This window comes from Cobetia sp. MM1IDA2H-1 (genome assembly GCF_002916775.2).
Lineage (GTDB): Bacteria > Pseudomonadota > Gammaproteobacteria > Pseudomonadales > Halomonadaceae > Cobetia > Cobetia marina.
Genome location: NZ_CM133225.1, coordinates 791826 through 814509 on the forward strand (window position 1 = coordinate 791826; position 22684 = coordinate 814509).

22 protein-coding genes are annotated in these 22684 nt (G+C 63.6%); 9 read left to right on the forward strand and 13 right to left on the reverse strand.

Annotated elements, in window-relative coordinates:
- Positions 1–11: 11 nt before the first annotated feature.
- A complete protein-coding gene (locus BOH68_RS03375) occupies positions 12–4127 on the forward strand; it encodes a YhdP family phospholipid transporter (RefSeq protein WP_077371561.1) in 4116 nt (1371 codons plus the stop codon).
- Positions 4124–5584, forward strand: coding sequence for a metalloprotease TldD (gene tldD, locus BOH68_RS03380; protein ID WP_077371564.1), 1461 nt, complete (start codon positions 4124–4126; stop codon positions 5582–5584). The genes BOH68_RS03375 and tldD overlap by 4 nt, the downstream gene beginning before the upstream one ends.
- An 88-nt stretch (positions 5585–5672) precedes the next feature.
- On the opposite strand, the gene yjgA is transcribed toward tldD, so the two are convergent.
- A complete protein-coding gene (yjgA, locus tag BOH68_RS03385; RefSeq protein ID WP_077371567.1) occupies positions 5673–6176 on the reverse strand; it encodes a ribosome biogenesis factor YjgA in 504 nt (167 codons plus the stop codon).
- Positions 6177–6252: 76 nt separating this feature from the next.
- On the opposite strand from yjgA, the gene pmbA reads away from it, so the two are divergent.
- Complete coding sequence (pmbA, locus tag BOH68_RS03390; protein ID WP_077371570.1) at positions 6253–7623, forward strand: metalloprotease PmbA; 1371 nt, start codon at positions 6253–6255, stop codon at positions 7621–7623.
- Between the two features lie 102 nt (positions 7624–7725).
- Here the strand turns inward: pmbA and mgtE are convergent, their stop codons facing one another.
- The 12 genes from mgtE to BOH68_RS03450 form a co-directional block, all read right to left on the reverse strand.
- Positions 7726–9081, reverse strand: coding sequence for a magnesium transporter (gene mgtE / locus BOH68_RS03395; RefSeq protein ID WP_077371573.1), 1356 nt, complete (start codon positions 9079–9081; stop codon positions 7726–7728).
- Between the two features lie 164 nt (positions 9082–9245).
- The gene (locus BOH68_RS03400) at positions 9246–9515 is read right to left on the reverse strand and encodes an HPr family phosphocarrier protein (RefSeq protein WP_077371575.1); all 270 of its coding nucleotides are present in this window, start codon (positions 9513–9515) and stop codon (positions 9246–9248) included.
- A complete protein-coding gene (gene rapZ / locus BOH68_RS03405; protein WP_077371578.1) occupies positions 9502–10416 on the reverse strand; it encodes an RNase adapter RapZ in 915 nt (304 codons plus the stop codon). Before rapZ ends, BOH68_RS03400 begins: the two co-directional genes overlap by 14 nt.
- Positions 10417–10512: 96 nt before the next feature.
- Positions 10513–10983 (reverse strand): PTS sugar transporter subunit IIA, encoded by a 471-nt coding sequence (locus BOH68_RS03410; protein WP_077371581.1) that lies wholly within the window; start codon positions 10981–10983, stop codon positions 10513–10515.
- A 9-nt stretch (positions 10984–10992) separates the two neighbouring features.
- The gene (gene hpf, locus BOH68_RS03415) at positions 10993–11301 is read right to left on the reverse strand and encodes a ribosome hibernation-promoting factor, HPF/YfiA family (RefSeq protein WP_043332555.1); all 309 of its coding nucleotides are present in this window, start codon (positions 11299–11301) and stop codon (positions 10993–10995) included.
- A gap of 599 nt (positions 11302–11900) precedes the next feature.
- Positions 11901–13349 carry an RNA polymerase factor sigma-54 gene (locus tag BOH68_RS03420; RefSeq protein ID WP_077371583.1) on the reverse strand — a complete coding sequence of 483 codons (1449 nt, stop codon included), beginning with the start codon at positions 13347–13349 and terminating at the stop codon, positions 11901–11903.
- Between the two features lie 354 nt (positions 13350–13703).
- The gene (gene lptB / locus BOH68_RS03425; RefSeq protein ID WP_103751363.1) at positions 13704–14444 is read right to left on the reverse strand and encodes an LPS export ABC transporter ATP-binding protein; all 741 of its coding nucleotides are present in this window, start codon (positions 14442–14444) and stop codon (positions 13704–13706) included.
- A 2-nt stretch (positions 14445–14446) separates the two neighbouring features.
- Positions 14447–15025, reverse strand: coding sequence for a lipopolysaccharide transport periplasmic protein LptA (gene lptA, locus BOH68_RS03430; RefSeq protein ID WP_240499585.1), 579 nt, complete (start codon positions 15023–15025; stop codon positions 14447–14449).
- A 98-nt stretch (positions 15026–15123) separates the two neighbouring features.
- Positions 15124–15807: an LPS export ABC transporter periplasmic protein LptC gene (lptC, locus tag BOH68_RS03435; RefSeq protein ID WP_077371588.1), complete on the reverse strand. Its 684-nt coding sequence runs from the start codon at positions 15805–15807 to the stop codon at positions 15124–15126.
- Positions 15807–16376: a KdsC family phosphatase gene (locus BOH68_RS03440; RefSeq protein ID WP_077371591.1), complete on the reverse strand. Its 570-nt coding sequence runs from the start codon at positions 16374–16376 to the stop codon at positions 15807–15809. Before BOH68_RS03440 ends, lptC begins: the two co-directional genes overlap by 1 nt.
- A gap of 126 nt (positions 16377–16502) precedes the next feature.
- Complete coding sequence (locus BOH68_RS03445; protein WP_077373096.1) at positions 16503–17471, reverse strand: KpsF/GutQ family sugar-phosphate isomerase; 969 nt, start codon at positions 17469–17471, stop codon at positions 16503–16505.
- Positions 17472–17696: 225 nt separating this feature from the next.
- Entirely contained in the window at positions 17697–18641 is a 945-nt protein-coding gene (locus BOH68_RS03450) for a calcium/sodium antiporter (RefSeq protein ID WP_077371594.1), read from the reverse strand.
- Positions 18642–18924: 283 nt separating this feature from the next.
- On the opposite strand from BOH68_RS03450, the gene BOH68_RS03455 reads away from it, so the two are divergent.
- The 6 genes from BOH68_RS03455 to BOH68_RS03480 all read left to right on the forward strand — a co-directional run bounded on the left by BOH68_RS03455 (position 18925) and on the right by BOH68_RS03480 (position 22681).
- Positions 18925–19857 (forward strand): ABC transporter ATP-binding protein, encoded by a 933-nt coding sequence (locus BOH68_RS03455; RefSeq protein ID WP_077371597.1) that lies wholly within the window; start codon positions 18925–18927, stop codon positions 19855–19857.
- Positions 19854–20657, forward strand: a complete 804-nt coding sequence (gene mlaE, locus BOH68_RS03460) for a lipid asymmetry maintenance ABC transporter permease subunit MlaE (protein WP_077371600.1) — start codon at positions 19854–19856, stop codon at positions 20655–20657. The genes BOH68_RS03455 and mlaE overlap by 4 nt, the downstream gene beginning before the upstream one ends.
- Positions 20654–21118 carry an outer membrane lipid asymmetry maintenance protein MlaD gene (mlaD, locus tag BOH68_RS03465; protein ID WP_077371603.1) on the forward strand — a complete coding sequence of 155 codons (465 nt, stop codon included), beginning with the start codon at positions 20654–20656 and terminating at the stop codon, positions 21116–21118. Before mlaE ends, mlaD begins: the two co-directional genes overlap by 4 nt.
- 52 nt (positions 21119–21170) lie before the next feature.
- Positions 21171–21842 (forward strand): MlaC/ttg2D family ABC transporter substrate-binding protein, encoded by a 672-nt coding sequence (locus BOH68_RS03470; protein WP_077371606.1) that lies wholly within the window; start codon positions 21171–21173, stop codon positions 21840–21842.
- 23 nt (positions 21843–21865) lie between these two features.
- A complete protein-coding gene (locus BOH68_RS03475; protein WP_065392617.1) occupies positions 21866–22237 on the forward strand; it encodes an STAS domain-containing protein in 372 nt (123 codons plus the stop codon).
- A gap of 189 nt (positions 22238–22426) precedes the next feature.
- On the forward strand, positions 22427–22681 hold the full coding sequence (locus BOH68_RS03480) for a BolA family protein (protein ID WP_077371613.1): 255 nt from the start codon (positions 22427–22429) through the stop codon (positions 22679–22681).
- Positions 22682–22684: the final 3 nt, after the last annotated feature.

Consider the following 22684-nt stretch of genomic DNA (forward strand, 5'->3'; position numbering starts at 1 on the left):
GAAGGCTCTTGATGGCGCTGGCGGTGCTGCTGGCGGTGCTGGCGATCGTGATCGGTGGCCTGCGCTGGTGGCTGACGACGCTGGAATCTCGCCGTGACGCGATCAGCGACTTCATCGCTACCCAGACCCATTCCAATGTCGGGATGTCATCGCTTGACGGGCGAATGGACTATCTCGACCCGGCCATCAAGCTCTCCGGCCTGAACCTCTTTCGGCCCGACGAGATGGAGGCGGCCCCGCTGTTGAGCGTGGAGCGTCTCGAGTCGCGGCTTGATGTGCTGTCCTCCCTGCGCCATCTGGCGCCCGTGTTTGACCGTGCGACCGCCACTGGCGTCATCGTTCACCTCTATCAGCATGACGATGGCAGCTGGGGCTGGCCGGGGCCGCCGCGCCCGCCTGAAGCCCTCGAGCCCAAGGGGCAGATGAGCCTGGAACAGCTCGAGCAGGGCCTGGCACTGCTGGCGCGTCAGCGCGTGAGGCTCGAGGATGTACGTCTCGTGCTGCATGGACGCAACGATACGCTCAATCTGAACGCGGCCGAGTTGTTGCTGGCCGGTGATGGTGAACGTGCTCATCTGGAGGGGCAGCTGCGCGTAGGGGAGTCGCCCCAGGCCGGCGTGAGTGCCGTGCTGGAGGTGCTGCCCGGCGATGCGGGGCTCGCCGATTATTCCGCGCAGCTGCAGGTGGAGCTGGATGCCGGTGCACTGGCCAGTGTCGGGCGCCTGATCGGTGAGCGCGACAGCCTGATGCTGCGTGACGCTGATGGCAACGCCACGCTGTGGGCGCGCTGGCGAGAGGCACGGCTGGAAGACGCTCGCCTGCGTCTCGATCTCAATCGTCTGACGCTGGATCACGATGGCGCCATGCTGGCCCTCAAGGACATCCATGCGCGGGGGCAGTGGCTGCGGGATCTGTCGGGCGGGGATCGCTGGCAGGCGTGGCTCAATCAGCTCTCGGTGGGGGCTTCGCAGCTCGATGACGCCGTCGTGAGTGACGGTGAGGCACAGGCGGCCCAGCGCTCGGATGCTCCATCGGATTCAGATTCCGCTTCACAGGAGCAGCCTGCTCGATTGCAGGCCGCGCTTGCCAGCCTCCCTGAGCGTATCTCCCTGTCGGGGGATCTCGCCGATGGCAGTGTCTCGCTTGTGACCGGTCGCTTCGATCTGGCGCGGGTGGCGCGCTGGCGCAATGTGCTGGAGCTGGGCGAGCTGGGCGAGATACTTGAGTCACTCGATCCGCGTGGCACCGCCACCGGACTGTCCCTGTCACTGGCCAATATCGGCCTTGAAGCCCCGCTGAGCATGACGCTGGCGCTTGGCCTGACGGATACCGAGGTGGAACCCTGGGAGGGCGCTCCGGGGCTCGGGCCGCTGGCGGCGTGGGTCACGGCGCGGAGTCGTGATGAAGGGGGCATGCAGGGCAGTGTCACCTTCCAGGGAGCCCCCGGCATGCGATTCCATTTCCCGGAAGTCTTCGGTGACAGCTGGTCACTGGAGTCCGCGCAGGGGGTGGTGGACTGGCAGGTGGATGATGCCGGCAGCCAGATCAGCGGGCGTGATCTGGATATCTCGCGTCATGGCGCCAGGGTGACGGGACGCTTCGGGTTGCAGATTCCCACGGATGATGCGGACCGCTTCCAGCTGGATCTGGACATGCAGGATGTGGATGCTCGCAGCATCCCGCTGGCGGACTGGTTGCCGCTCAAGGTACTGGACCCCTCCCTGCGTGAATGGCTGACGCGTGATGTGGCAGGTGTCGTGCCAGAGGGTTCTCTGCATCTGGAGCAGGTCTGGGATGAGGACAATGGCGAGAATGGCTACGGCCCCGGGGACGCGATGGATCTCGAGCTTGCCATCGAGAACGGGCGGCTCGGCTATGTCGAGGGCTGGCCCGCGCTTGACGGCGTGAAGGGCAATCTCGAACTGCATGACAATGATCTCACGGCCAGTGTCGAGTCGGCGTACTCACGGCCGGTCGCGCTGGGTAGCGCGCAGCGTCTGTCGGTGGATCAGGCCAAGGTCGACATGCACGATGACACCCTGGATATCCAGGGGGATGTCACGGGCAGTGTCGAGGCGCTGTTCGATCTGCTCTCGCATGCACCGCTCGAGGACACCGCGGAGCTTTTGGCCGAGTGGCAGGGCAAGGGCTCCGTGGCGGCGGCCATGAAGATTCGCGTACCGCTTGAAGATGCCGAGCAGGCGCGGGTGGAGGTGACGGGCAAGGTCGGTGAGAGGCAGGCGGCAAGCCTGGCCTTCCCCGGGCCGGGCATCGAGATCGCCGGCATTCGCGGCCCGCTGGCATTCGTGCATGACCCCACGCGTCCTGAAGGACAGCGCGAGCAATTGACCGGCGACCTGTCAGGGCAGCTGTTCGGTGGCGCGGTCAAGGCGGCACTCAATATCGGTCAGGCGGATTCGGCCAGCAAGGGGGCGGTGACCTTCAGTGGCCAGGCGCCGCTGGCACCGGTGCTGAGCTGGCTGGGGGCTCCCGAGACACTGCTCGGTGATGCGGCGCAGGATAGCCGTGCCGCACTGAATCAGGGAGATAGCCCGCGTGCGCTGGGCGGCACGTTCGATTATCAGGCGCGTCTGATGCTGCCCGAGGAGGGAGCCAGCCTGCAGCTGTCGAGTGATCTCAAGGGCGCGGCCATCAATCTGCCGGCTCCCTTCGGCAAGGCGCGTGACGAAGCCGCGGCATTGTCGGTGGAGGTCGGGCTCGCCGAGGGCGGTGGCGATGTCGTGCTCGCCAATCGTGCCCGCGCTCGCTGGCAAGGCGGCAATACGCGTGATGATGGCAGCAAGGTGCCGATGACCGGCCAGCTGTGGCTGGAACGTTGGCCGAGCGACCCGCAATGGCCGTCCCGTACGGGGTGGGATATCGCCTGGCGGACGCCGACGCTGGCACCTGAGCTCTGGTCATCATGGGGCGGGGCGCTATCCGGCGCGAGTGGCGATGATGGAGCCAGTGGCAGCGGTGGCGATGCACTCAGCGAGCTGTCACGGCTGCGCGTTGCCACCGATTGTCTGATGATCCAGGATCGGTGTACCGGCCCGATGACGCTTGAGGCAGCGCCTCGTCAGAGCTCTCAACAGCAAGCGCTGGGGCTGGCGGCCACTCTGGAGGGCAGGCTCGCCAGTGGGGAGCTCGTCTGGCAGTCCGGGGCCGCGCGGCCGTTGATTCTGGATCTCGATCATCTTGATCTCGACGCGCTGTGGCCGCCACAGACCCGGGAAACCCCCGAGCCTGCGCCAAGCAACTTCACCGAGGCCGTGGCCACCGGGGTCGAGCCGACTCCCTACCCAGCGGCGCTGGCCGAGCTGCCGGCAGGCAGCCTGCGCCTGGCACGTCTCATCTGGCGCGAGCAGCAGCTGGGACCCATCAGTGCAGAGTGGCAGTCGGATCAACAGCGGCTGGTGGTGTCCCCCCTCGCCATTACCGTGGGCGACATGACGGCCCAGGGCAACATCACCTGGGAGGATGCCGGTGCCAACAGTCTGACGCGCGCTCGCCTTTCCGCGGATGGCAGCGATCTGGGCGGGCTGCTGGAGCGGTTGTCCCAGCCACGCGGCATCGAGGCCGAGCGCGCACGCGCCGAGGCCAAGCTGGCCTGGCCAGGGGCGCCGCAGGACTTTGCGCTGTCGCGCTCCAACGGGCGGCTCGAGGTCAAGCTGGACGACGGACGTTTCCTGAATCTCGGCTCGGCGTCCGCGCGGCTATTGGGATTGGTCAACGTCGACAATCTGCTGCGTCGTCTGTCGCTGGATTTCTCGGATGTGACCGACAAGGGCACGGCCTTCGACAAGGTGCGGGGCGCCGCGACTCTCTTTGCGGGGCGTCTGGAAAGCGATGGCCCCTTGCGTATCGAGGCGCCGTCCACCACCGTGACGCTCAACGGGCAGGTTGACCTGCTTCGCGGTACCCTTGATCAACACATGGCCATCACGGTGCCGGTCAGTCAGAACCTGCCGTTGGCCGCCGTGCTGGCAGGCGCCCCCGCCGTGGGCGGTGCGCTGTTCGTGGCCGACAAGATCTTCGGTCGCTTCATCGACAAGGTGACGCAAATTCACTATCGGGTATCAGGCCCCTGGGGCGACCCGAACATTACTCTGGAAAGTGCCGAATGACGCAAAATGCGAGTTCCGGTCGCGTGCTCGACGATGCCGCGGCCCTGTTGCTGACCCCGGGCGGATTCAGCCTGGATGATCTGGATGCCGGCCTGGCACATGCCATGGGTCCGGGTACCGACTATGCCGACCTCTACTTCCAGCGTATCTGGCAGGAGAGCTGGGTGCTGGAAGATGGTGTCGTCAAGGACGCCAGCTACAACATCGATGGTGGCGTCGGCGTGCGCTCACTGGCGGGAGAGAAGACAGGCTTCGCCTATTCCAATCAGATCGATGCCGCCGCGCTTGCCGACACCGGTCGCACTGCCGCCGGCATCTCACGCAGTGGCAGCAATGGCACGGTCGCCCGTTCGATCATCACCGAGGCACCGTCCTTCTATTCCGGCATCGACCCGCTCAATGGCCTGAGTGCCGAGGACAAGGTCGCGTTGCTCAAGGAAGCGGACCGCATCGCCCGCAGCCTTGACCCGTCCATCAGTCAGGTCTCGGCCTCGCTGTCGGCGCTTTACGAGGTGGTGATGGTGCGTGCCAGTGATGGCACCCTGGCCGCGGACCTGCGTCCGCTGGTGCGCTTCAACATCAGCGTGATCGCGGTGCGCAATGGCCGTCGTGAGCGTGGCAGTGCCGGTGGCGGCGGACGCTTCCCGCTGACCCGTCTGCGTGACGACAACGTCGCCGAGCGCTACGCGCGGGAAGCCGTGCGTCAGGCACTGGTCAATCTCGAGGCCGTCGATGCGCCCGCCGGGCAGATGCCGGTGGTGCTGGGCAATGGCTGGCCGGGCGTGCTGCTGCACGAAGCGGTCGGTCATGGTCTGGAAGGGGATTTCAACCGCAAGGGCAGCTCCGCCTTCGCGGGGCGCATGGGCGAACAGGTCGCGGCGCGCGGCGTCACCGTGGTCGACGATGCGACGCTGGCGGACCGCCGTGGCTCGCTGTCGGTGGACGATGAAGGCACGCCGGGTCAGTACACGCCGCTGATCGAGGATGGCATCCTCACCGGTTACATGCAGGACAAGCTGAATGCCCGCCTGATGGGCATGGCGCCGACGGGCAATGCGCGTCGCGAGTCCTTTGCGCACCTGCCGATGCCCCGCATGACCAACACCTACATGCTGGGTGGCGATCGTGACCCGCAGGAGATCATCAAGAGCGTCAAGCGCGGCCTCTATGCGGTCAGCTTCGGCGGTGGCCAGGTGGACATCACCTCCGGGCGCTTCGTGTTCTCCGCAAGCGAAGCCTATCTGATCGAGGACGGCAAGGTGACCACACCGGTCAAGGGCGCGACCCTGATCGGCAACGGCCCGGAAGCCATGGGTCGCGTCTCGATGATCGGCAATGATCTCGAGCTGGATACCGGGGTCGGGGTCTGTGGCAAGGACGGTCAGTTGGTGCCGGTCGGGGTCGGCCAGCCGACGCTGAAGCTCGATGAGCTGACGGTCGGTGGCACCCAGTCATGAACCGGTGCGCTTGATCAGCAGAGAAGCGATATGACGACGCCGCCGTGGCAGGGCCGCGGCGGCGTCGATGAAGCGTGAGGTGTCAGAATTACAGATCGAGCTCGGCACGCAGCAGCCTGAAGAGCTTCTTGGCGCTGTTGGGCTGCTTGCCGGCATCACGCTCGGCGCGTGAATTGCGGATCAGCTGACGCAGTGCCTGGCGGTCCACCTCCGGGTAGTCCTCGACGAAGATCACGAAGGCTTCGTCGTCCTCGATCAGGCGATCGCGCCAGCGCTCCAGGCGCTGGAAGGAGGCATCCCGACGGATGCTCTGCTGCTCCATGCTCTGGAAGACGGCGTTGATGGCCTCGAGGTCTTCCTTGCGCATCAGCTTGCCGACGTACTGCATGTGACGGCGCAGGCCTTCATGACTGCGAATGCGTCCGCACTCATCGATGGCGGCCAGCATGTCATCGGAGAGCGGGAACTTGGCGCGCTGACCGGCCGGCATGTCGATGATCTTCTTGCCGAGGGCCTGAAGCTCGATCATTTCACGCTTCATCTGGGATTTGCTGGGACGCTCGACGAGCTCCTCAGGTCTTTCTTTACGCATGCCAATTCCAACGAGTCGGGGAAATTTGCGGCAGTATAGCACTGCCAGCGCCCCGTCTCCTCAGAAGGAGAACAACATGAGCCAGGCCTTTGATGCCGTTGCTCAGCAACAACTGCTGGAGCGCCGCGTCAGCGAAGCGCTCGAGCTGGCCCGCAGTCTGGGAGCCGATGCCTGTGAGGTGGGCGCCAGCGTCGATCAGGGCGTCAGCATCTCGGTGCGTGACGGAGAAGTCGAAACCGTCGAGCTGTCGCGTGATCAGGGGATCGGCGTGACCGTGTATCTGGGCAATCGCAAGGGCAGCGCGACCTCTTCCGACGCCGGTAGCGACTCGATTCGTGCCGCGGTCGAGAAAGCGGTCTCCATCGCTCATTACACCGGCGAGGACAGCTTTGCCGGATTGGCGCCGGCCGAACTGATGGCCACCGATTTCCCGGACCTTCAGGCGCATCACCCCTGGGCGATCAGCGTCGATGACGCGACGGATCTGGCGCTGGCGTGTGAGCGTGCCGGACTGGAAGTGGAAGGCATCGCGCAATCCGAAGGTGCCAGCTTCTCCAGTGGGGAAGGTGTGCAGGTCTACGGCAACAGCCACGGTTTCCTGGCCAGTCAGTGCGGCAGCCGACACTCGATGTCCTGCATGTTGATCGCCAGGGATGAACAGGGCATGCAGCGTGACTATGACTACACCAGCGTGCGCAACCCGGCCGACCTGCGCTCCCCGGAGGATGTGGGGCGTGAGGCTGCACGCCGCACGCTGGCACGCCTCAACGCGCGCAAGGTGGCGACGGGGCGTATGCCGGTCATGTTCGACCCGCAGATGTCGGCAGGCCTGGTAGGGCACTATCTGTCCGCCATCGCGGGTGGTTCGCTGTATCGTGAGTCCAGCTTCCTGTGCGACAGCCTGGGTCAGCCGCTGTTCCCTGACTGGTTCACCCTCGGCGAGAAGCCGCGTGAGGTGGGTGGCATGTCGAGTGCCGCCTTCGACAACGACGGTGTCGCCACGCGTGACAATGTCTACTTTGCCGACGGCAAGGTGCAGAGTTACATGCTGAGCGCCTACAGTGCTCGTCGTCTGGGCATGCAGACCACCGGCAACGCGGGCGGTGCGCGCAACGTGCGCATCACCGCGCCGCTGACCTCACGTGACGAGATGCTCAAGCAGATGGGCACCGGCGTGCTGGTGACCGAGTTGATGGGGCAGGGCGTCAACGGCGTGACCGGTGACTACTCGCGTGGCGCTTCGGGCTTCTGGGTCGAGAATGGCGAGATCCAGCACGCGGTCGAGGAGTTCACGATCGCCGGCAATCTGCGTGACATGGCCGCCAATCTGCTGGCGGTCGGTGATGATGTCGATACCCGGGGCAGCATCCACTCTGGCAGCTGGCTGATCGGTGGCATGACCGTCGCGGGCATGTCGGAAGGTGAGGAAGACGCGCTGGAAGATTGAGCTAGAGATCATCCTTCGTGAAAAGACAGACGGCCGCTCCTGGGGGAGCGGCCGTCTTCGTTTCTGCAGGCTGCCGGATGATGCGTGACTCTCCTGGCGTGATTACAGGTAGAGCCAGGTCGCCAGGCCCAGGAAGGCCATGAAGCCGATCACGTCGGTCACGGTGGTCAGGATCACGCTGCCGGAGAGGGCCGGGTCGATATTGAGCTTCTTGAGCAGTATCGGCAGCAATGTCCCGGTCACGGCCGCGATCAACAGATTGATCATGATGGCGGCACCGATGATGGCCCCCAGCTGGACATCACCGAACCAGACGATGGCGATCCCGGCGACCACCACCGCCCACAGCAGGCCATTGAGCCCCGCGACGATGATTTCGCGCTTGAGAAGCCAGCGCACGTTGCCACTCTTGACGTGTCCCAGTGCGATGCCGCGAATCAGTACCGTCAGTGCCTGTGAGCCGGCAATGCCGCCCATGCTGGCGACGATGGGCATCAGTACCGCCAGCGCGGTGATCTTCTGGATGGTGCCCTCGAACATCCCGATCACGGCGGACGCCATGAAGGCGGTCAGCAGGTTGATGCCAAGCCAGATGGCGCGACGCCAGGAGGTGCGCATCACCGGGGAGAAGGTATCTTCATCCTCGTCCATCCCCGCCATCGACATGACCTGGTGCTCGGCATCGCCGCGGATGACGTCGACCACGTCATCGATGGTGATGCGCCCGAGCAGATTGCCATCACCGCCGACGACAGGCGCCGAGATCAGGTCATGCTTCTCGAACAGCGAGGCGACCTCGCTCTCCGGCATCAATGCCGGAATCACCACGCTGTCGGTATCCATCACCTCGCGCACCGTGACACCGGGGTCAGAGACCAGCAGGCGGTTGATGGGCAGGGCGCCGATGAATTCATCGCGGCGCGAGACGACCAGCAGGGTGTCGGTGGAATCGGGAAGTCGCTCGTGACGGCGGATGTAACGCAACACGACATCCAAGGTGATGTCCGGACGGATGGTGATGGTGTCCGTGTTCATCAAGCCGCCGGCAGTGTCCTCGGGGTAGGACAGCACCGTCTCGACCCGCTGGCGTTCCTGCGCCTCCATGGAGTCGAGGACTTCGAGAATCACGGCATTCGGAAGCCGCTGGAGGATGTCGGCGACATCATCCGGTTCCAGATTCTCGGTGGCGGCCAGGACGTCCTCGGCATCCATGTCCTTGAGGAAGTCGCTCTGGATATCCTCGCCAAGGTATTGGAGCACATCGCCCTGAAGTTCGGCGTCGACCAGCTCCCAGAGCAGGTTGCGCTCCTTGGGGGGGGAGGATTCCAGCAAGTGGGCCACGTCCACCGGTGCCAGGCCGCGATTCAGCATGCGCCTTGCCTGATCCAGCTCGCCACTTTCCAGTGCCTGTGACAGGCGATCAAGTCTTGGCTTGAGTTTGCGTGACGTCTTGCTCATCTGTCGGCTTCCCCTGTCGACATGAAGGACAGCGTTGATTCTACCATTGGCGCAGGGGGGCGCGTCGACAAAAGAAAACACTGTTTCTTATCGGTAGGGCAATCATCGCGGAAAAAGTGGCAGAAAGCCGGCGGGCGGGGGATGTCAGACGGCGTGCGGCGGCGTCATTCTTCCTCTTCGAAGCGCGCCTCGAACAGGGACTCGATCGCAGACAGGGCCTCATCTGCCTGTTCGCCCTCGACATCGATGATCAGCGCCGTGCCACACGGGGCTGCCAGCATCAGCAGCGCCATGACGTTGGCCGCGTTGGCGCGTCGCTCACCGTGACTGACCATGACCGTGGCCTCGAAGGGCGCACAGCAGTTGACCAGCTTGGTGGCAGCGCGAGCATGCAGCCCGCGCTTGTTGGTCAGAACCAGTTCACGACTGGGCATCGTGTGACTCCTGACGGGTATCGCTGATCGCCAGGGCCGTATGGATCCCCAGTTCCCGGTGGCGTAGACGCACCTCAGGAAGCTGCTTGGCGAAATGTTCGGCCAGCTGCTCGCAGAGATAGACGCTGCGATGCTGGCCGCCGGTACAGCCCACCGAAACGGTCAGGTAACTGCGATTGCTGGCCTGATAGGCGGGCAGCCAGCGTTCCAGCCAGCCGGCGATGTCATCCTGCATCGCCTTGACGTCCGGGTAGCGCTGCAGGAATTCCGCCACGCTGTCATCACGACCGGTATCGCTGCGCAGATTGATGTCCCAGTAGGGGTTGGGCAGGCAGCGGGCATCGAACACCATGTCGGCATCGGTCGGCACGCCATGCTTGAAGCCGAAGGACTCGAAGGTGAGTGTCAGATGACGAGAGCTGTGCTGCGCGACCTGTTCGGTGATGCGCGAGCGCAGGTCATGCACGCTGAGGTTGGTCGAGTCGATGACCAGGTCCGCCTTCTGACGAATCGGGGCCAGTGTCTGCTGCTCGATCTCGATGGCCTCGGCCAGCGTGCGGTCATTGTCGCGGGTCAGCGGATGACGGCGGCGGGTCGCGGAATAGCGTTCGAGCAGGACACGGGAGTCCGTGGTCAGGTAGACGACCTGCACATCCATGCCGCTCTGACGAACGCTGTCGAGCAGTTCAGGGAAGCGACTCAGGGCATCGGGGAGGTTGCGCGCGTCAATGGAGACCGCGATGCGCCGGCGGGTGGGGCTGTCCTTTTCCAGCTGCTCGACCAATGGTGCCAGCAGCATGCCGGGCAGATTGTCGATGGCATAGTAGCCAATGTCTTCCAGCGCCTGGAGGGCAATCGATTTGCCGGAACCGGAGCGACCACTGATGATCACGATCTTCATGGAGTGCTCTCCCAGGGCGAGGTCAGCATGAGGTGAAAGCGGAGGGTGCCTGAGGCCAGTCAGCGACAAGCCCGGAGCGAGTCCGGGCTTGCAGGTTCAGCGCGCCGGCAATTCGGCGATGGCCGAGGTCAGGGCTTCGAACAATGCTCGCTGACTGTCTGCCTGGCGCAATGCTGCCCGGTTGGTGGGCGAGTTGAGCAGTTCCGCCACCTGGCCGAGCAGAGTGAGATGGGTGTCATCTGCCTCCTCGGGGACCAGCAGCACGAACAGCAGATCGATGGGTTCGCCATCGATGGCGTCAAAGTCGATGGGGTCACCGAGCTTCATGAACGCCGCGATGGGGGTCTTGCAGTGTGGACTGCGTGCATGTGGCACGGCCACGCCGTGGCCGATGCCCGTCGAACCCAGTCTCTCGCGCCCGATCAGGCGCGAGAAGACTTCCTGGCTGTCCAGGCTGGGAATGTTCTGAGCAATGAAGGTGCTGAAGAATTCCAGCACCCGCTTCTTGCTCCCCCCGGGGACGCCGTAGAGCGTGCGCTCGGGGGGAAGGATCTGATCAAGTGTCATGGCAGAAGGTCAACGGGTCCCGGTGCCCTGAGAGCGAGCCTGGGACTTTTCCTTGTGTTTGACCAGCTGGCGGTCCAGCTTGTCGGCGAGCGCGTCGATGGCAGCGTACATGTTGGGGTCTTCTGCCAGGGCATGGAGGTCGGCGCCAGCGGCGTGCAGGGTGCAGGCAGCCTGTTGGCGTTCCTTCTCGATCGACAGTGTCACCTGAACATTGGTGATGTTGTCGTAATGCCGTTCGAGGCGAGCGAGCTTCTCGTTGACATAATCGCGGAGAGGATCGGTGAGTTCCACATGATGCCCGGTGATATTCACTTGCATGGACACGCTCCTTTATCCAGCGGGTTGCCTTTGAATTGTAACCCTTTTTGACTGCGAGCAAACCCTGATTGAACGCGCGGCCACTTTCTGACTCCGGCCATGGTCTCGTGGCGATCATCTGCTGGCGAGAGCGGCGGTGCCGGTGTACCGAGCGTCTACCCCGACAATGCCCAAGCTTTGAACAAAGATCAACGCTGCGCTGCATCGTGGGGCAAGGCTTGTCTTCAACCCAGCGAGGGATATCAGCAGGTTCTTCATGAGCATCGCCTCGCATCACGGACGGAATGGGGCTCGAGAAACCGGCCGTTTGTGGCCAATGTCAGCATTTACGTCGACGTTCGTGTGGCAGGAGTCGGTGGCGACCCCTGGCTATCTGTCCGTGGGATGTGAGGGAAAAAGAAAGCACTCTGGAGAAAAGTGGCTGGAAAAATAGGCAATTGGGGGCGTGAAGTCACTCACGCAGTCGCAAGGACAGGCATTGCCAACCGGTATTCAGACGACCGATTGGCAGATGATGTCAGGATGGCAGGTGCAAGGGGGCGAGCTTCAGCGCTCCGACGTGTGGAGCCCGCTGGCTTGCGGGTATCCGTTGTCGAGACTCACGCCAAGCGCTTGCGCTCGCTGGAGGAGGGGATGCCCATGGCCTCGCGATACTTGGCGACCGTCCGGCGCGCTACCTCGATGCCATCACTGGCCAGCAGATCCACCAGGCGTGAGTCGGACAATGGCTTGCGCGCCGGTTCTTCCGAGATCAGCTTGCGAATGCGCGCACGGATCGCGGTGCTGGAGTGCGCGTCACCGTTGCCGCTGCCACCCACCTGACTCGAGAAGAAGAACTTGAGTTCGAACACGCCTCTCGGGGTGTGGATATATTTCTGGGTGGTCACCCGCGAGATGGTGGATTCGTGCATCTCGACCACTTCCGCGATGTTGGCGAGGATCAGCGGCTTCATGCCTTCTTCCCCCTGCTCGAGGAAGTCGATCTGGCGCGCCATGATCTCGCGGCCCACCTTGAGCAGGGTGTCATTGCGTGAGGACAGGCTCTTCATCAGCCAGCGGGCTTCCTGAAGATTGTCCTTGAGGAAGGTGTTGTCCGCGGACTTGTCGGCCCGCTTGATGAGGGCGGCATATTCCGGCTGGATACGCAGCTTGGGCAGCGCTTCCGGGTTGAGCTCGACCTGCCAGCCGTGACGCGTATGACGGACCAGCAGGTCCGGGATGACGTAATCACTGGCAGGCTCGCCCCAGGCGGACGCCGGGCGCGGGTCGAGCGCCCGTACCAGACGAATGACGTGATCCAGCTCATCATCATCCAGGCTCAGGCGACGCTTGAGCAGCTTGCGATCGTCATTGCCCAGTGCCTCGAGGAATTGCCGCACCAGACGGCGGGCCTGGGCCAGCAGCGGCAGATCGTCCGGCAGCAGGGCCAGCTGAAGCAGCAGGCATTCGCGCAGGTCTCGAGCGAACACACCGGTGGGATCGAACTGCTGAAGGCGCAGCAGGACCTGCTCGAGTTCCGACGCCTTGAGGCCGGGCAGTCCCTGACCTCGCAGGCCATCGACCAGTTCGTCCAGGCTCATGCTCAGGTAGCCGGCCCCATCCACCGCATCGATCAGACTCTCCGCCATCTGGCGTTCACGCGCATCGAGGTCCGTCATCGCCAGCTGCCAGCGCAGATGGTCCTGCAGGCTTTCGACACTGGTGTTGCGATCGAAGTCCGGCCCGTCCTCGCTCGAGCTTCCGCTGCCGGAACTGGTCAGGCTGCCTGCGTGGTCCTGGTAGAGGTCCGACCAGTCACTGTCGAGAGGGTATTCTTCAGGAATCTCGCTGTTGGTCTCGGAGGTGGAGATCTCGCTCTTGTCCTGTGTCTCCGCGACATCCAGCGACTCGTATTCCTCGTCAAGCTCCAGCATGGGGTTTGACTCGAGCGCCTGCTGTATCTCCTGACGCAGGTCCAGCGTCGACAACTGCAGCAGCTGGATCGCTTGCTGAAGTTGCGGGGTCATGGTCAGGGAAGTGCCGAGTCGAAGCTGCAAGGTGGGTTTCATGGGGTCTGTCATTCACGGCAAAGGAACGTGCATCTACGCTATACCGTGGGTCGGGGCACTGACAAGGGGCAGTCGAGAATATTCAAGCAACTTGCATGCCATGTTGCCACCAAGGTGGTATGGACGTCATGCATTCGAGTGAGGTGTGGCAGAGCAGGAGGGTTCACGGGGAGATCACGCAAGCGCATGTCGAGGCGCTTGCGTGAGGGGGCGGGGAACGAGGCCCCGACAATGAAGCAGGAAGTGGCGGGTGCTGGTGGGTGCTGGTGAGAGCAGAAGAGGTCGGACGGCTCTCGTCAGGCTGACGGCTCTCACCAGGCTGACGGCTCTCACCAGGCTGACGGCACTCTCGGGCTAGAGCTTGAACTCATGACCCAGGTAGACATCACGCACCTGCTGGTTGGCGAGGATGGTGTCGGCGTCGCCATGCGCGATGATCTGGCCATCGCCCACGATGTAGGCGGTATCGCAGATGTCGAGTGTCTCGCGCACGTTGTGATCGGTGATCAGCACCCCGATGCCGCGGTCACGCAGCTGGCGCACGATGCTCTTGATCTCGCCCACCGAGATGGGGTCCACGCCGGCAAACGGCTCATCGAGCAGCACGAAGTCCGGCTCGGTGGCCAGTGCGCGAGCGATCTCCACGCGGCGGCGCTCCCCGCCGGAAAGGCTCATGCCGGCACTGTCACGAATATGCGTGATGCTGAACTCGTTGAGCAGCTCCTCCAGGCGTGCCTTGCGTCCGTTGCGATCCAGGTCCTTGCGCGTCTCGAGGATCGCCATGATGTTGTCGGATACCGAGAGCTTGCGGAAGATCGAGGCTTCCTGGGGCAGATAGCCGATGCCGGCGCGAGCCCGCTGATGCATGGCGGCGCCGGACAGGTCGTGGTCATCGATGGTCACGCTACCGGCATCCGAGCGCACGAGGCCGACGATCATGTAGAACGAGGTCGTCTTGCCGGCCCCGTTGGGGCCCAGCAGGCCTACGATGTCACCCTGGCGGATTTCCAGCGAGATGTCCTTGACGACCTTGCGACCCTTGTAGGCCTTGGCCAGATGACGAGCGCTGAGGGTACGTGGGCTGGCAGCAGTCATGCTCATTGGTCCTTGCTGGCATTGGCGCCACGTGGCGTCAGGGTCATGTGGACGCGTGACCCCTCGGAGGATGAGGCATCGGTGCCATTGCTGGCATTGACCTGGCGCTTGTCCAGGAAGTATTCCACGTAGCCGCCTTCGAAGGTGTCGTCGCCTTTCTCCAGACGGGCATCGCCGACCAGTTCCACCCGGCGCTCCAGCGCGTGGTAGCGAATGGTATTCGCCCAGCCCTTGACCAGTCGCTCGTCGGTATCGGGTTTCTGCTCCATGTAGGCGCGCTGGCCGGTGGCCTTGACTAGGGAGATCTCGCCGCTGTCGGCGCGACTGATGTCAACGCGCGCGGCATCCAGCTTCATGCTGCCCTGGCGCATTTCCACGCGACCGGTATAGGTGGCCGTGCCGGCCTTGTCATCCAGTGACAGTGAGTCGGCGGCAATGTTGATCGGCTGGTTGGCATCGCTGTCCAGCGCCAGTGCGGTCGGGGAAAGCGTCGTCATGCCAAGTGCCAGGCCAAGGGCCATGACACCGGGTCTGAGTGTCTGGCGCCAGACCGTCAAGGGCGTGAGAGTCGTTGAAGTCATGGAGTGCTCCTTGGCAGAACTGGTAAGGCTTCACGATCACTCAGGCCATCGTGAAGCGGAAATCGGAGAGAGAGGATTCGGCGCATGCAGGGGTGCGCTCACTGATCCTTGGCCGGCGCGGCATCGAAGGTGCTGGAGACGCGGCCATCATCGTCACGGGTGGTGTCATTGCCGGTGTCGAGAGTCTCGGCTTCCCGGGCGGCATCGCTCTTGCCCTTGCCGGGTTGCAGGGTACTGCGGACGCGGCCTTCCAGCTGGGCGGAATCCTGAGAGAGGTCAGCGCTGAAGCGGTCACTCTCGACGCGTTGACCATTCTGGGTGATCACCACCGGCACGTCACTCCAGGCACGGTTCTGCTCACGACTGTAATGCAGCACGTCGGTGTCCAGTGTCCAGGCATCCGAAGGCTGGCGTAGTCTGGCATTGCCCTCGAGGGTGAAGGTGTCGCCGCCGGCGCTCAACACGCCACTGTCACCCGTGGCGTACCAGCGACGGTCTTCGCTGTCGTTGGTCCGGATCTTCGGTGCCTGCGCACGTGTCACGTCATCGCCTGGCGTGTGTTCGATGTGCGGGGAGGTCATCGACTGGATCGACACTCCCCGCGCATCGAAGCGCGTCATGTCAGCCCCGTCGAGATAGTAATCCGGCTCATCACTGCTGGCGTCGACATCCACTGTCGATTCCAGACTGTTGCGCTGCTCGATCAGGGCCATGACGCCGCCGACCAGCAGGAGCAGCAGCATCAGCCACAGGCGCGGAGAGGGACGGGGAAGACGTGGCATCAGGCGCGCGACTCCTGCAGATAGGTATCCAGCACCGAGGCCCAGTGGCCCTGTGCCTTGAGCAGCAGATCACAGATCTCGCGCACGGCACCATCACCGCCCTGACGAGTGGTCACCCAGTTGGCTTCACTCATCACATAGGGCATGGCGTTGGGAACGCTGACCCCCAGACCGACGCGACGGATGGCTTCGCGATCCGGCAGGTCATCTCCGCAGTAGGCCACGTCATCCAGCGCGATATCGTGCTCGCGACACAGGTTGGTCAGCGCGACCAGCTTGTCCTCGCGGCCCTGAATGACGTCCTGGATACCCAGCTCCTTGGCGCGACGTTCCACCATCGGCGAGCTGCGACCCGTGATCAAGGCGACCCGGATACCGCTGCGCAGGATCAGCTTGAGGCCGTGGCCATCCTGGACGTGGAAGCTCTTGGTTTCCACGCCATTGGCATCGTAGTGCAGCCGGTTGTCCGTCAGCACGCCGTCCACATCCAGCGCCAGCAGGCGCACGCGACGTGAGCGGTCGATGATGTCCTGGGGATAGTCCTCCGCCAGGGAAGTGATGTCATTCATGGTCTTTCTCCTCGCATTCCGTGCATGCGTGACGCATTCCTGTAGGCGACGACCGCCAACGGTTGCGTGCTGCCCTCGCCAGACTCACGGGACTGTCGTGCAGAGACAGCAATCCCGCGGGGGAGTTCAGATCACGCCGCTGGCCAGCAGGCCGTGCATGTGGATGGCGCCGATCGGGTGCTCATCCTCGTCACAGACTACCAGAACGCTGATGCGGTTTTCTTCCATGATGCGCACCGCCTCGGCGGCCAGCATGCTTGAGCGGATGGTCTTGCCACCGCGCGTCATGACGTCATCGACCTTGAGCGCACGCAGATCGCCGTGCTGGTCCAGGGTGCGGCGCAGATCCCCATCGGTATAGACGCCGACCAGATGCTCGTCCTCGTCGATCACGCAGGTGAAACCCATGCCCTGGCGGGTGATCTCGAGCAGCGCATCGCGCAGCGGGCTGCCCAGCGCCACGCGTGGCAGGGCATCGCCTTGATGCATGACGTCCTGGACGCGCAGCAGCAGTCGCCGCCCCAGACTGCCACCGGGATGAGAGAGTGCGAACTCCTCGGCGGTGAAGCCGCGGGCTTCCAGCAGTGCCACGGCCAGCGCATCCCCCATCACTAGTGCGGCGGTCGTGGAGGCCGTCGGTGCCAGGTTCAGCGGACAGGCCTCCTGGGCGACGCTGGTGTCCAGGTGTGCGTCTGCATCACGCGCGAGCGTCGAGCCGGGCTTGCCGGTCATCGAGACCAGCGGCGTCCCCATGCGCTTGAGCAGTGGCAGCAGTGCGGTGACTTCGGCGGTTTCACCGGAATTGGACAGTGCCAGCACCGTGTCCGACGAGGTGATCATGCCGAGATCCCCATGGCTGGCTTCGCCGGGATGCACGAAGAACGCCGGCGTGCCGGTGCTGGCCAGAGTCGCCGCGATCTTGCTGGCGATATGGCCGGATTTCCCCATGCCGGTGACGATCACCCGGCCCTTGGTCGCCATCATCAGCTGGCAGGCATGATCGAACTCTGCATCCAGTTGGTGCTCCAGTGCCGCGATGGCGGCGCCCTCGATCGCGAAGGTGCGTCGGGCGCTGGCGCGGAAATCCGCCTGCATGGCGGCGTGATCGCGGCCGCTGGAGGGCGAATCATCGGCAGTGGAAGACATGTCGGAGGTGGCGGGCTGGATTCTGGAGGACTTGGTCATGTTCAGATTGTTGCCTGTGTGTGGCCAGGACTCAAGGTGCGTGAGAGAGGCGTCACTCACGCGCTGCAACGCCTCGGGCGTGATGCTGACATGGGGCGGATGGCCTGATCGTTCCGGCCTGTCCGCCTACAGGCGTCAGCGAGTCAGGCTGATGGCAAGCCAGGCCGTGTAGCCGAGGTAGCAGGCCAGCAGCACCAGCCCCGGACCACGGCCGATGCGGCCGCGACGCTGCCAGATGAGCAGGGCGGCCAGCATCAGGGTCAGACCGAGCATCACCGGGTAGTCGCGACTGATGGCGCTGCCATCCACCGGTCCCGGTGCCAGCAGGCCCGGTACCGGCAGGACGGCCAGGATGTTGAAGAGGTTGGAGCCGATGACGTTGCCGATGGCGATGTCGTGATGGCGCTTGAGTGCGCTGGCCACGCTGGCCGCGAGCTCCGGCAGGCTGGTGCCGATGGCGATGACGGTCAGGCCGATGATCAGTTCGGGGACGCCGAGTGCCTGGGCGATATCGGTGGCGCCCCAGACCAGCGCGCGTGAGCTGGCGATCAACACCGCCAGTCCGAAGAGCAGCCAGAAGATGGCGCGTCCGGCGCTCATCTCGGGGACGTCATCCTGACTCCCGGCGTCACTCGGCGAGTCGACCTTGAACAGCCAGACAAGCGTGAACACCAGCAGTGCCAGCAGCAGGATGCCATCCAGACGCTCGAGCCCGCTGTTGGAGAGGGCATAGCCCCCCAGTGCCGTCGCGGCCAGCAGCAGCGGCAGTTCACGGCGCACCAGGCCGAAATGCACCGGGATGGGAGCGATGAGCGCCGTGACGCCCAGCACCAGACCGATGTTGGCGATGTTGGACCCCAGAGCATTGCCGGTGGCGATGTCGGGGGTGCCGTCAAGTGAGGCCATGATCGAGACCACGATCTCCGGCGCTGAAGTGCCGATGGAGACGATGGTCATCCCGATGAGCAGCTTGCTCATGCCAGCTCGCCATGCGGTAGCGGCGGCGCCTTCGACGAAGCGATCGGCGCTCCAGACAAGACCTATCAGGCCAAGGATGACAGCGAGGATGGGATATAGCATCGGAACTCTCGGGGCAGGAGGCAGGGCAGCGGCTTGTCGCCAGTGACCGCGCCATTAAACGCATCCCCCCAAGGCATTGCAAGGCAAGGGATCGCATCTGCGGGATGCGATGGACCCTGCAACGGACTGGTAGTGAGGGGGCGGGTTCGGATACGATGTTCGCTAACTAACTTGATTCCCGAATGACGTGATCCATGAACTCCAAGATTCGGACTCGCGGCACAGTGCCAGGCGACGGATTGCCCATGGCCAGTGTCGTGACTCCCTCACAGCGGATGCTTCTATGACTGAATTACCCGGTCAGGCTGCTACAGCGACCGCTGCGGCCGGCGCTGATGCATCGCCATCCTCTCGCCGTGGCTCCGCTGACATCGACCTCGACGACGCATTGATTCGTGTCGAAGGCCTGCGCTTCACCCGTGGAGAGCGCGAGATCTTCTCCGGGATAGACCTGAAGATTCCGCGTGGCAAGATCACCGCCATCATGGGGCCCTCCGGTACCGGCAAGACGACGCTGCTCAAGCTGATCGGGGGGCAGTTGACCCCGTCCGCCGGGCGTGTGGATATCGCCGGTCACCATGTGCATGCCCTGTCGCGGCGCGAGCTGTTCCGCATGCGGCGTCGCATGGGCATGCTGTTCCAGAGTGGTGCGCTGTTCTCGGATCTCAGCGTGTTCGAGAACGTGGCTTTCCCGTTGCGGGTCCATACCAATCTCCCCGAGGCGATGATCCGCGACATCGTGCTGATCAAGCTCGAGTCCGTCGGGCTGCGTGGGGCGCGTGAACTGATGCCCGCCGAGCTCTCCGGTGGCATGACGCGGCGTGTCGCGCTGGCACGCGCCATCGCACTGGATCCGGACCTGATCATGTACGACGAGCCCTTCGCCGGTCAGGACCCCATCTCGATGGGCGTGCTGGTCAATCTGATCCGCCGCCTCAACGATGCGCTGGGCATGACGGCGGTGGTGGTCTCTCACGATATCAAGGAGACGCTGACCATCGCCGATTACGTCTATGTGATCGCCGATGGCAAGGTCATGGCGCAGGGCACGCCACAAGCCCTGAACGCCGAGGCGGACCCGCGCGTGGCCCAGTTCATCCACGGCAAGCCGGATGGACCGGTGCCGTTCCACTATCCCGCGCCGGATTTCGCCGGCGACATTCTCGATGGCAGAGAAGCGGCCAGTGGCACTTCACAGAGAGGGCAATCAGCATGAGCGGTCTGAATCGTGGCCCGCTGGGGGCCATCACCTCGCTGGGGCGCAGCACCATCGAGGTGATCTCTGCCATCGGACGCGCCGGCATGCTGCTGGCGCAGGCGGGCGTCGGCCTGCCATCCCGTGAGGGGTTCTCCCTCTGGGTGCGTCAGATGCACTTCGTCGGCGTGCTGTCACTGGCGATCGTGCTGGTGTCGGGGTTGTTCATCGGCATGGTGCTGGCCCTGCAGGGCTATACCATTCTGGTCGGGTTCGGTGCTGAGGAGGCGCTTGGCCAGATGGTGTCGCTGTCGCTGCTGCGCGAGCTGGCCCCGGTCGTGGCGGCGCTGCTGTTCGCCGGGCGCGCCGGCTCTGCCCTGACGGCCGAGATCGGCCTGATGAAGGCGACCGAGCAGCTCACCAGCATGGAAATGATCGGCGTGGATCCCCTCAAGCGGATCGTCGCTCCGCGGCTGTGGGCCGGTTTCGTGTCCCTGCCGCTGTTGACCATCGGCTTCAGCGTCGTGGGGATTCTGGGTGGCAAGCTCGTGGGTGTCGATTGGCTCGGCATCTACGAAGGGGCCTACTGGAGCAGCATGCAATCGAATGTCGACTTCGTCGGGGATGTCATGAACGGCGTCGTCAAGTCACTGGTCTTCGGGCTGGTGGTGAGCTGGATCGCTGTCTTCCAGGGGTATGACCTGATCCCGACCTCGGAAGGCATTTCACGCGCGACCACACGTACTGTGGTTTATTCATCGCTGGCGGTGCTGGGACTCGATTTCGTCCTCACAGCCGTCATGTTTGGAGATATTGGATGAAACGTACCCGCATGGTCGAGTTCGGCGTGGGCCTGTTCGTACTTGCCGGTTTTCTGGGCATGGTGTTTCTCGGGCTGCGCGTCAGTGGCGTCACCTTCCAGCAGGCGGATGACACCTTCGTGCTCAATGCCAACTTTTCAGGGATAGGAAGCCTCAAGCCGCGGTCCAAGGTGACCATGGCGGGCGTGGCGATCGGCAGTGTCGAGAAGATCGAGCTGGATCCCAAGTGGTTTGACGCCCGTGTCACGATGAAGCTGGACAGCAGCCTCAAGGGCAAGTTGAGCAAGGACACCACGGCTGCCATCCTGACCTCCGGTCTGCTGGGCGAGCAATATGTCGGCCTGACCACCGGGGGGGATCCGGAAACGCTGGAGGATGGCGACACCATCCGGGATACCCAGTCGGCACTGGTACTGGAAGAGTTGATTCAGCAGTTCGTCTCCAATTTCTCGAAGAGCTGACGCAGGCCTGACTCGCCGTTGGCGCGATGCACATTTTCAAGGAGCAAATCCGATGACCCATATCCTCAAGCAGCTGATTCATCCACTGAGCGTATTGAGCCTGTCTGCCATGATGGCGATGAGCCCGCTGGCCTCTGCCGCTTCCCAGGAGCCGGACGTGCTGCTGCGTGATACCGTCGAAGGCCTGACCACCAAGATCGACAGCCGCGAAAGCTATTACAAGGATCACGTCGACGAGCTGGAAGCGCTGGTCGACAACTCCCTCGAGCCGGTCGTGGATTACCGCTACATCGCGGCAAGCGTGATGGGCAAGTACTTCAAGGGTGCCTCTCCGGAACAGCGTACCGAATTCTCCAAGGTCTTCCATGACACCTTGATCGGTACCTACGCGAAGGGCCTGGTGAGCTTTGACTACGCCAAGCTCGAAGTGAAGGACAGTGAAGGCGAGCGTCGTTATGAAGATCAGGACACCGTCTACATGGACGTGATCGACACCAAGGGCAAGGTGTACCCGGTGGCCTATTCCATGCGTCTGCGCAATGACGAGTGGAAAGTTGTCAACGTGATCGTCAATGGCGTTAATCTGGGCCTGACCTTCCGCAATCAGTTCGACCAGGCCATGCGTGACAATGGCCGTGATATCGATGCCGTCATCAAGGGCTGGCAGCCGGATGTCGACCTGGAAAAGGACAGCGGGGAGAGCGCGGGCGACAGCGACAGCTGAGCCTGACCACTGGCGATATGACCATGAAAACACTCTTCGATGATGATGACGTGACCCTGAGCGCCGGCGATGGCTGCCTGACGCTGAGCGGTCAGCCGGATTTCGATCACGCCTCCGAGCTCGCCGAAGTGGGCTGCAAGTGGCTCGGGCAGCATGCAGAGGGCATCGAGATCGATCTCTGTGGCGTCGGTGGCGCAAGCACCGCCACGTTGAGTGTCCTGCTGGAGTGGCAGCGTCATCTGGCGCGCCATTCGGGGCATGTCACGCATCTGCGTCTATCGCCTGCGCTCAAGCGTCTGGCCTCCGTCTCTGGCCTCGATGTCCTGTTGCCGGGACTGGAGGTCACGGATCAGGCGTCGGATTCGGCGCCTCGCCCTGAGGTCGATGCTGTCTGATCGTGCTCCGGCCGGGCTGCCCAGCCGCTCGATCACCACCACTGCGCGCGGGAACGTGGGAGGCAGGAGGCTGCCGCCAATCGCGTTCCCGCGCGCTTTTGATTACCATGTGCGGTCATATCTCCCAGGTCGAAGCGCAGCGTAATGTGCCTGGCCCGGACATGTACCGCGAAGGAGTCATCGCCCGTCATGCAACCGAATGATGTCAAGGCCCTGCTCGAGGCTCGAATCGAGAACGTCGATTTTCATATCCAGGGTGAAGGATGCAACTTCCAGGTCGTCGCCGTGGGCGAGGTCTTCGCTGACCTCAGTCGCGTCAAGGCCCAGCAGTTGGTCTACGCCGCACTCAATGACGAGATTCGCTCTGGCGCGCTTCACGCCATCAGCATTCGTACCTATACCCCGGCGCAGTACGATGCTGCCGTCGGCAACGCCCAGAGCTGATCG

Coding starts and splice junctions, on each gene's coding strand:
- BOH68_RS03375 (WP_077371561.1), top strand. CDS start 12: ATGGCGCTGGCGGTGCTGCTGGCGGTGCTGGCGATCGTGATCGGTGGC.
- tldD (WP_077371564.1), top strand. CDS start 4,124: ATGACGCAAAATGCGAGTTCCGGTCGCGTGCTCGACGATGCCGCGGCC.
- yjgA (WP_077371567.1), bottom strand. CDS start 6,176: ATGCGTAAAGAAAGACCTGAGGAGCTCGTCGAGCGTCCCAGCAAATCC.
- pmbA (WP_077371570.1), top strand. CDS start 6,253: ATGAGCCAGGCCTTTGATGCCGTTGCTCAGCAACAACTGCTGGAGCGC.
- mgtE (WP_077371573.1), bottom strand. CDS start 9,081: ATGAGCAAGACGTCACGCAAACTCAAGCCAAGACTTGATCGCCTGTCA.
- BOH68_RS03400 (WP_077371575.1), bottom strand. CDS start 9,515: ATGCCCAGTCGTGAACTGGTTCTGACCAACAAGCGCGGGCTGCATGCT.
- rapZ (WP_077371578.1), bottom strand. CDS start 10,416: ATGAAGATCGTGATCATCAGTGGTCGCTCCGGTTCCGGCAAATCGATT.
- BOH68_RS03410 (WP_077371581.1), bottom strand. CDS start 10,983: ATGACACTTGATCAGATCCTTCCCCCCGAGCGCACGCTCTACGGCGTC.
- hpf (WP_043332555.1), bottom strand. CDS start 11,301: ATGCAAGTGAATATCACCGGGCATCATGTGGAACTCACCGATCCTCTC.
- BOH68_RS03420 (WP_077371583.1), bottom strand. CDS start 13,349: ATGAAACCCACCTTGCAGCTTCGACTCGGCACTTCCCTGACCATGACC.
- lptB (WP_103751363.1), bottom strand. CDS start 14,444: ATGACTGCTGCCAGCCCACGTACCCTCAGCGCTCGTCATCTGGCCAAG.
- lptA (WP_240499585.1), bottom strand. CDS start 15,025: ATGACTTCAACGACTCTCACGCCCTTGACGGTCTGGCGCCAGACACTC.
- lptC (WP_077371588.1), bottom strand. CDS start 15,807: ATGCCACGTCTTCCCCGTCCCTCTCCGCGCCTGTGGCTGATGCTGCTG.
- BOH68_RS03440 (WP_077371591.1), bottom strand. CDS start 16,376: ATGAATGACATCACTTCCCTGGCGGAGGACTATCCCCAGGACATCATC.
- BOH68_RS03445 (WP_077373096.1), bottom strand. CDS start 17,471: ATGCAGGCGGATTTCCGCGCCAGCGCCCGACGCACCTTCGCGATCGAG.
- BOH68_RS03450 (WP_077371594.1), bottom strand. CDS start 18,641: ATGCTATATCCCATCCTCGCTGTCATCCTTGGCCTGATAGGTCTTGTC.
- BOH68_RS03455 (WP_077371597.1), top strand. CDS start 18,925: ATGACTGAATTACCCGGTCAGGCTGCTACAGCGACCGCTGCGGCCGGC.
- mlaE (WP_077371600.1), top strand. CDS start 19,854: ATGAGCGGTCTGAATCGTGGCCCGCTGGGGGCCATCACCTCGCTGGGG.
- mlaD (WP_077371603.1), top strand. CDS start 20,654: ATGAAACGTACCCGCATGGTCGAGTTCGGCGTGGGCCTGTTCGTACTT.
- BOH68_RS03470 (WP_077371606.1), top strand. CDS start 21,171: ATGACCCATATCCTCAAGCAGCTGATTCATCCACTGAGCGTATTGAGC.
- BOH68_RS03475 (WP_065392617.1), top strand. CDS start 21,866: ATGAAAACACTCTTCGATGATGATGACGTGACCCTGAGCGCCGGCGAT.
- BOH68_RS03480 (WP_077371613.1), top strand. CDS start 22,427: ATGCAACCGAATGATGTCAAGGCCCTGCTCGAGGCTCGAATCGAGAAC.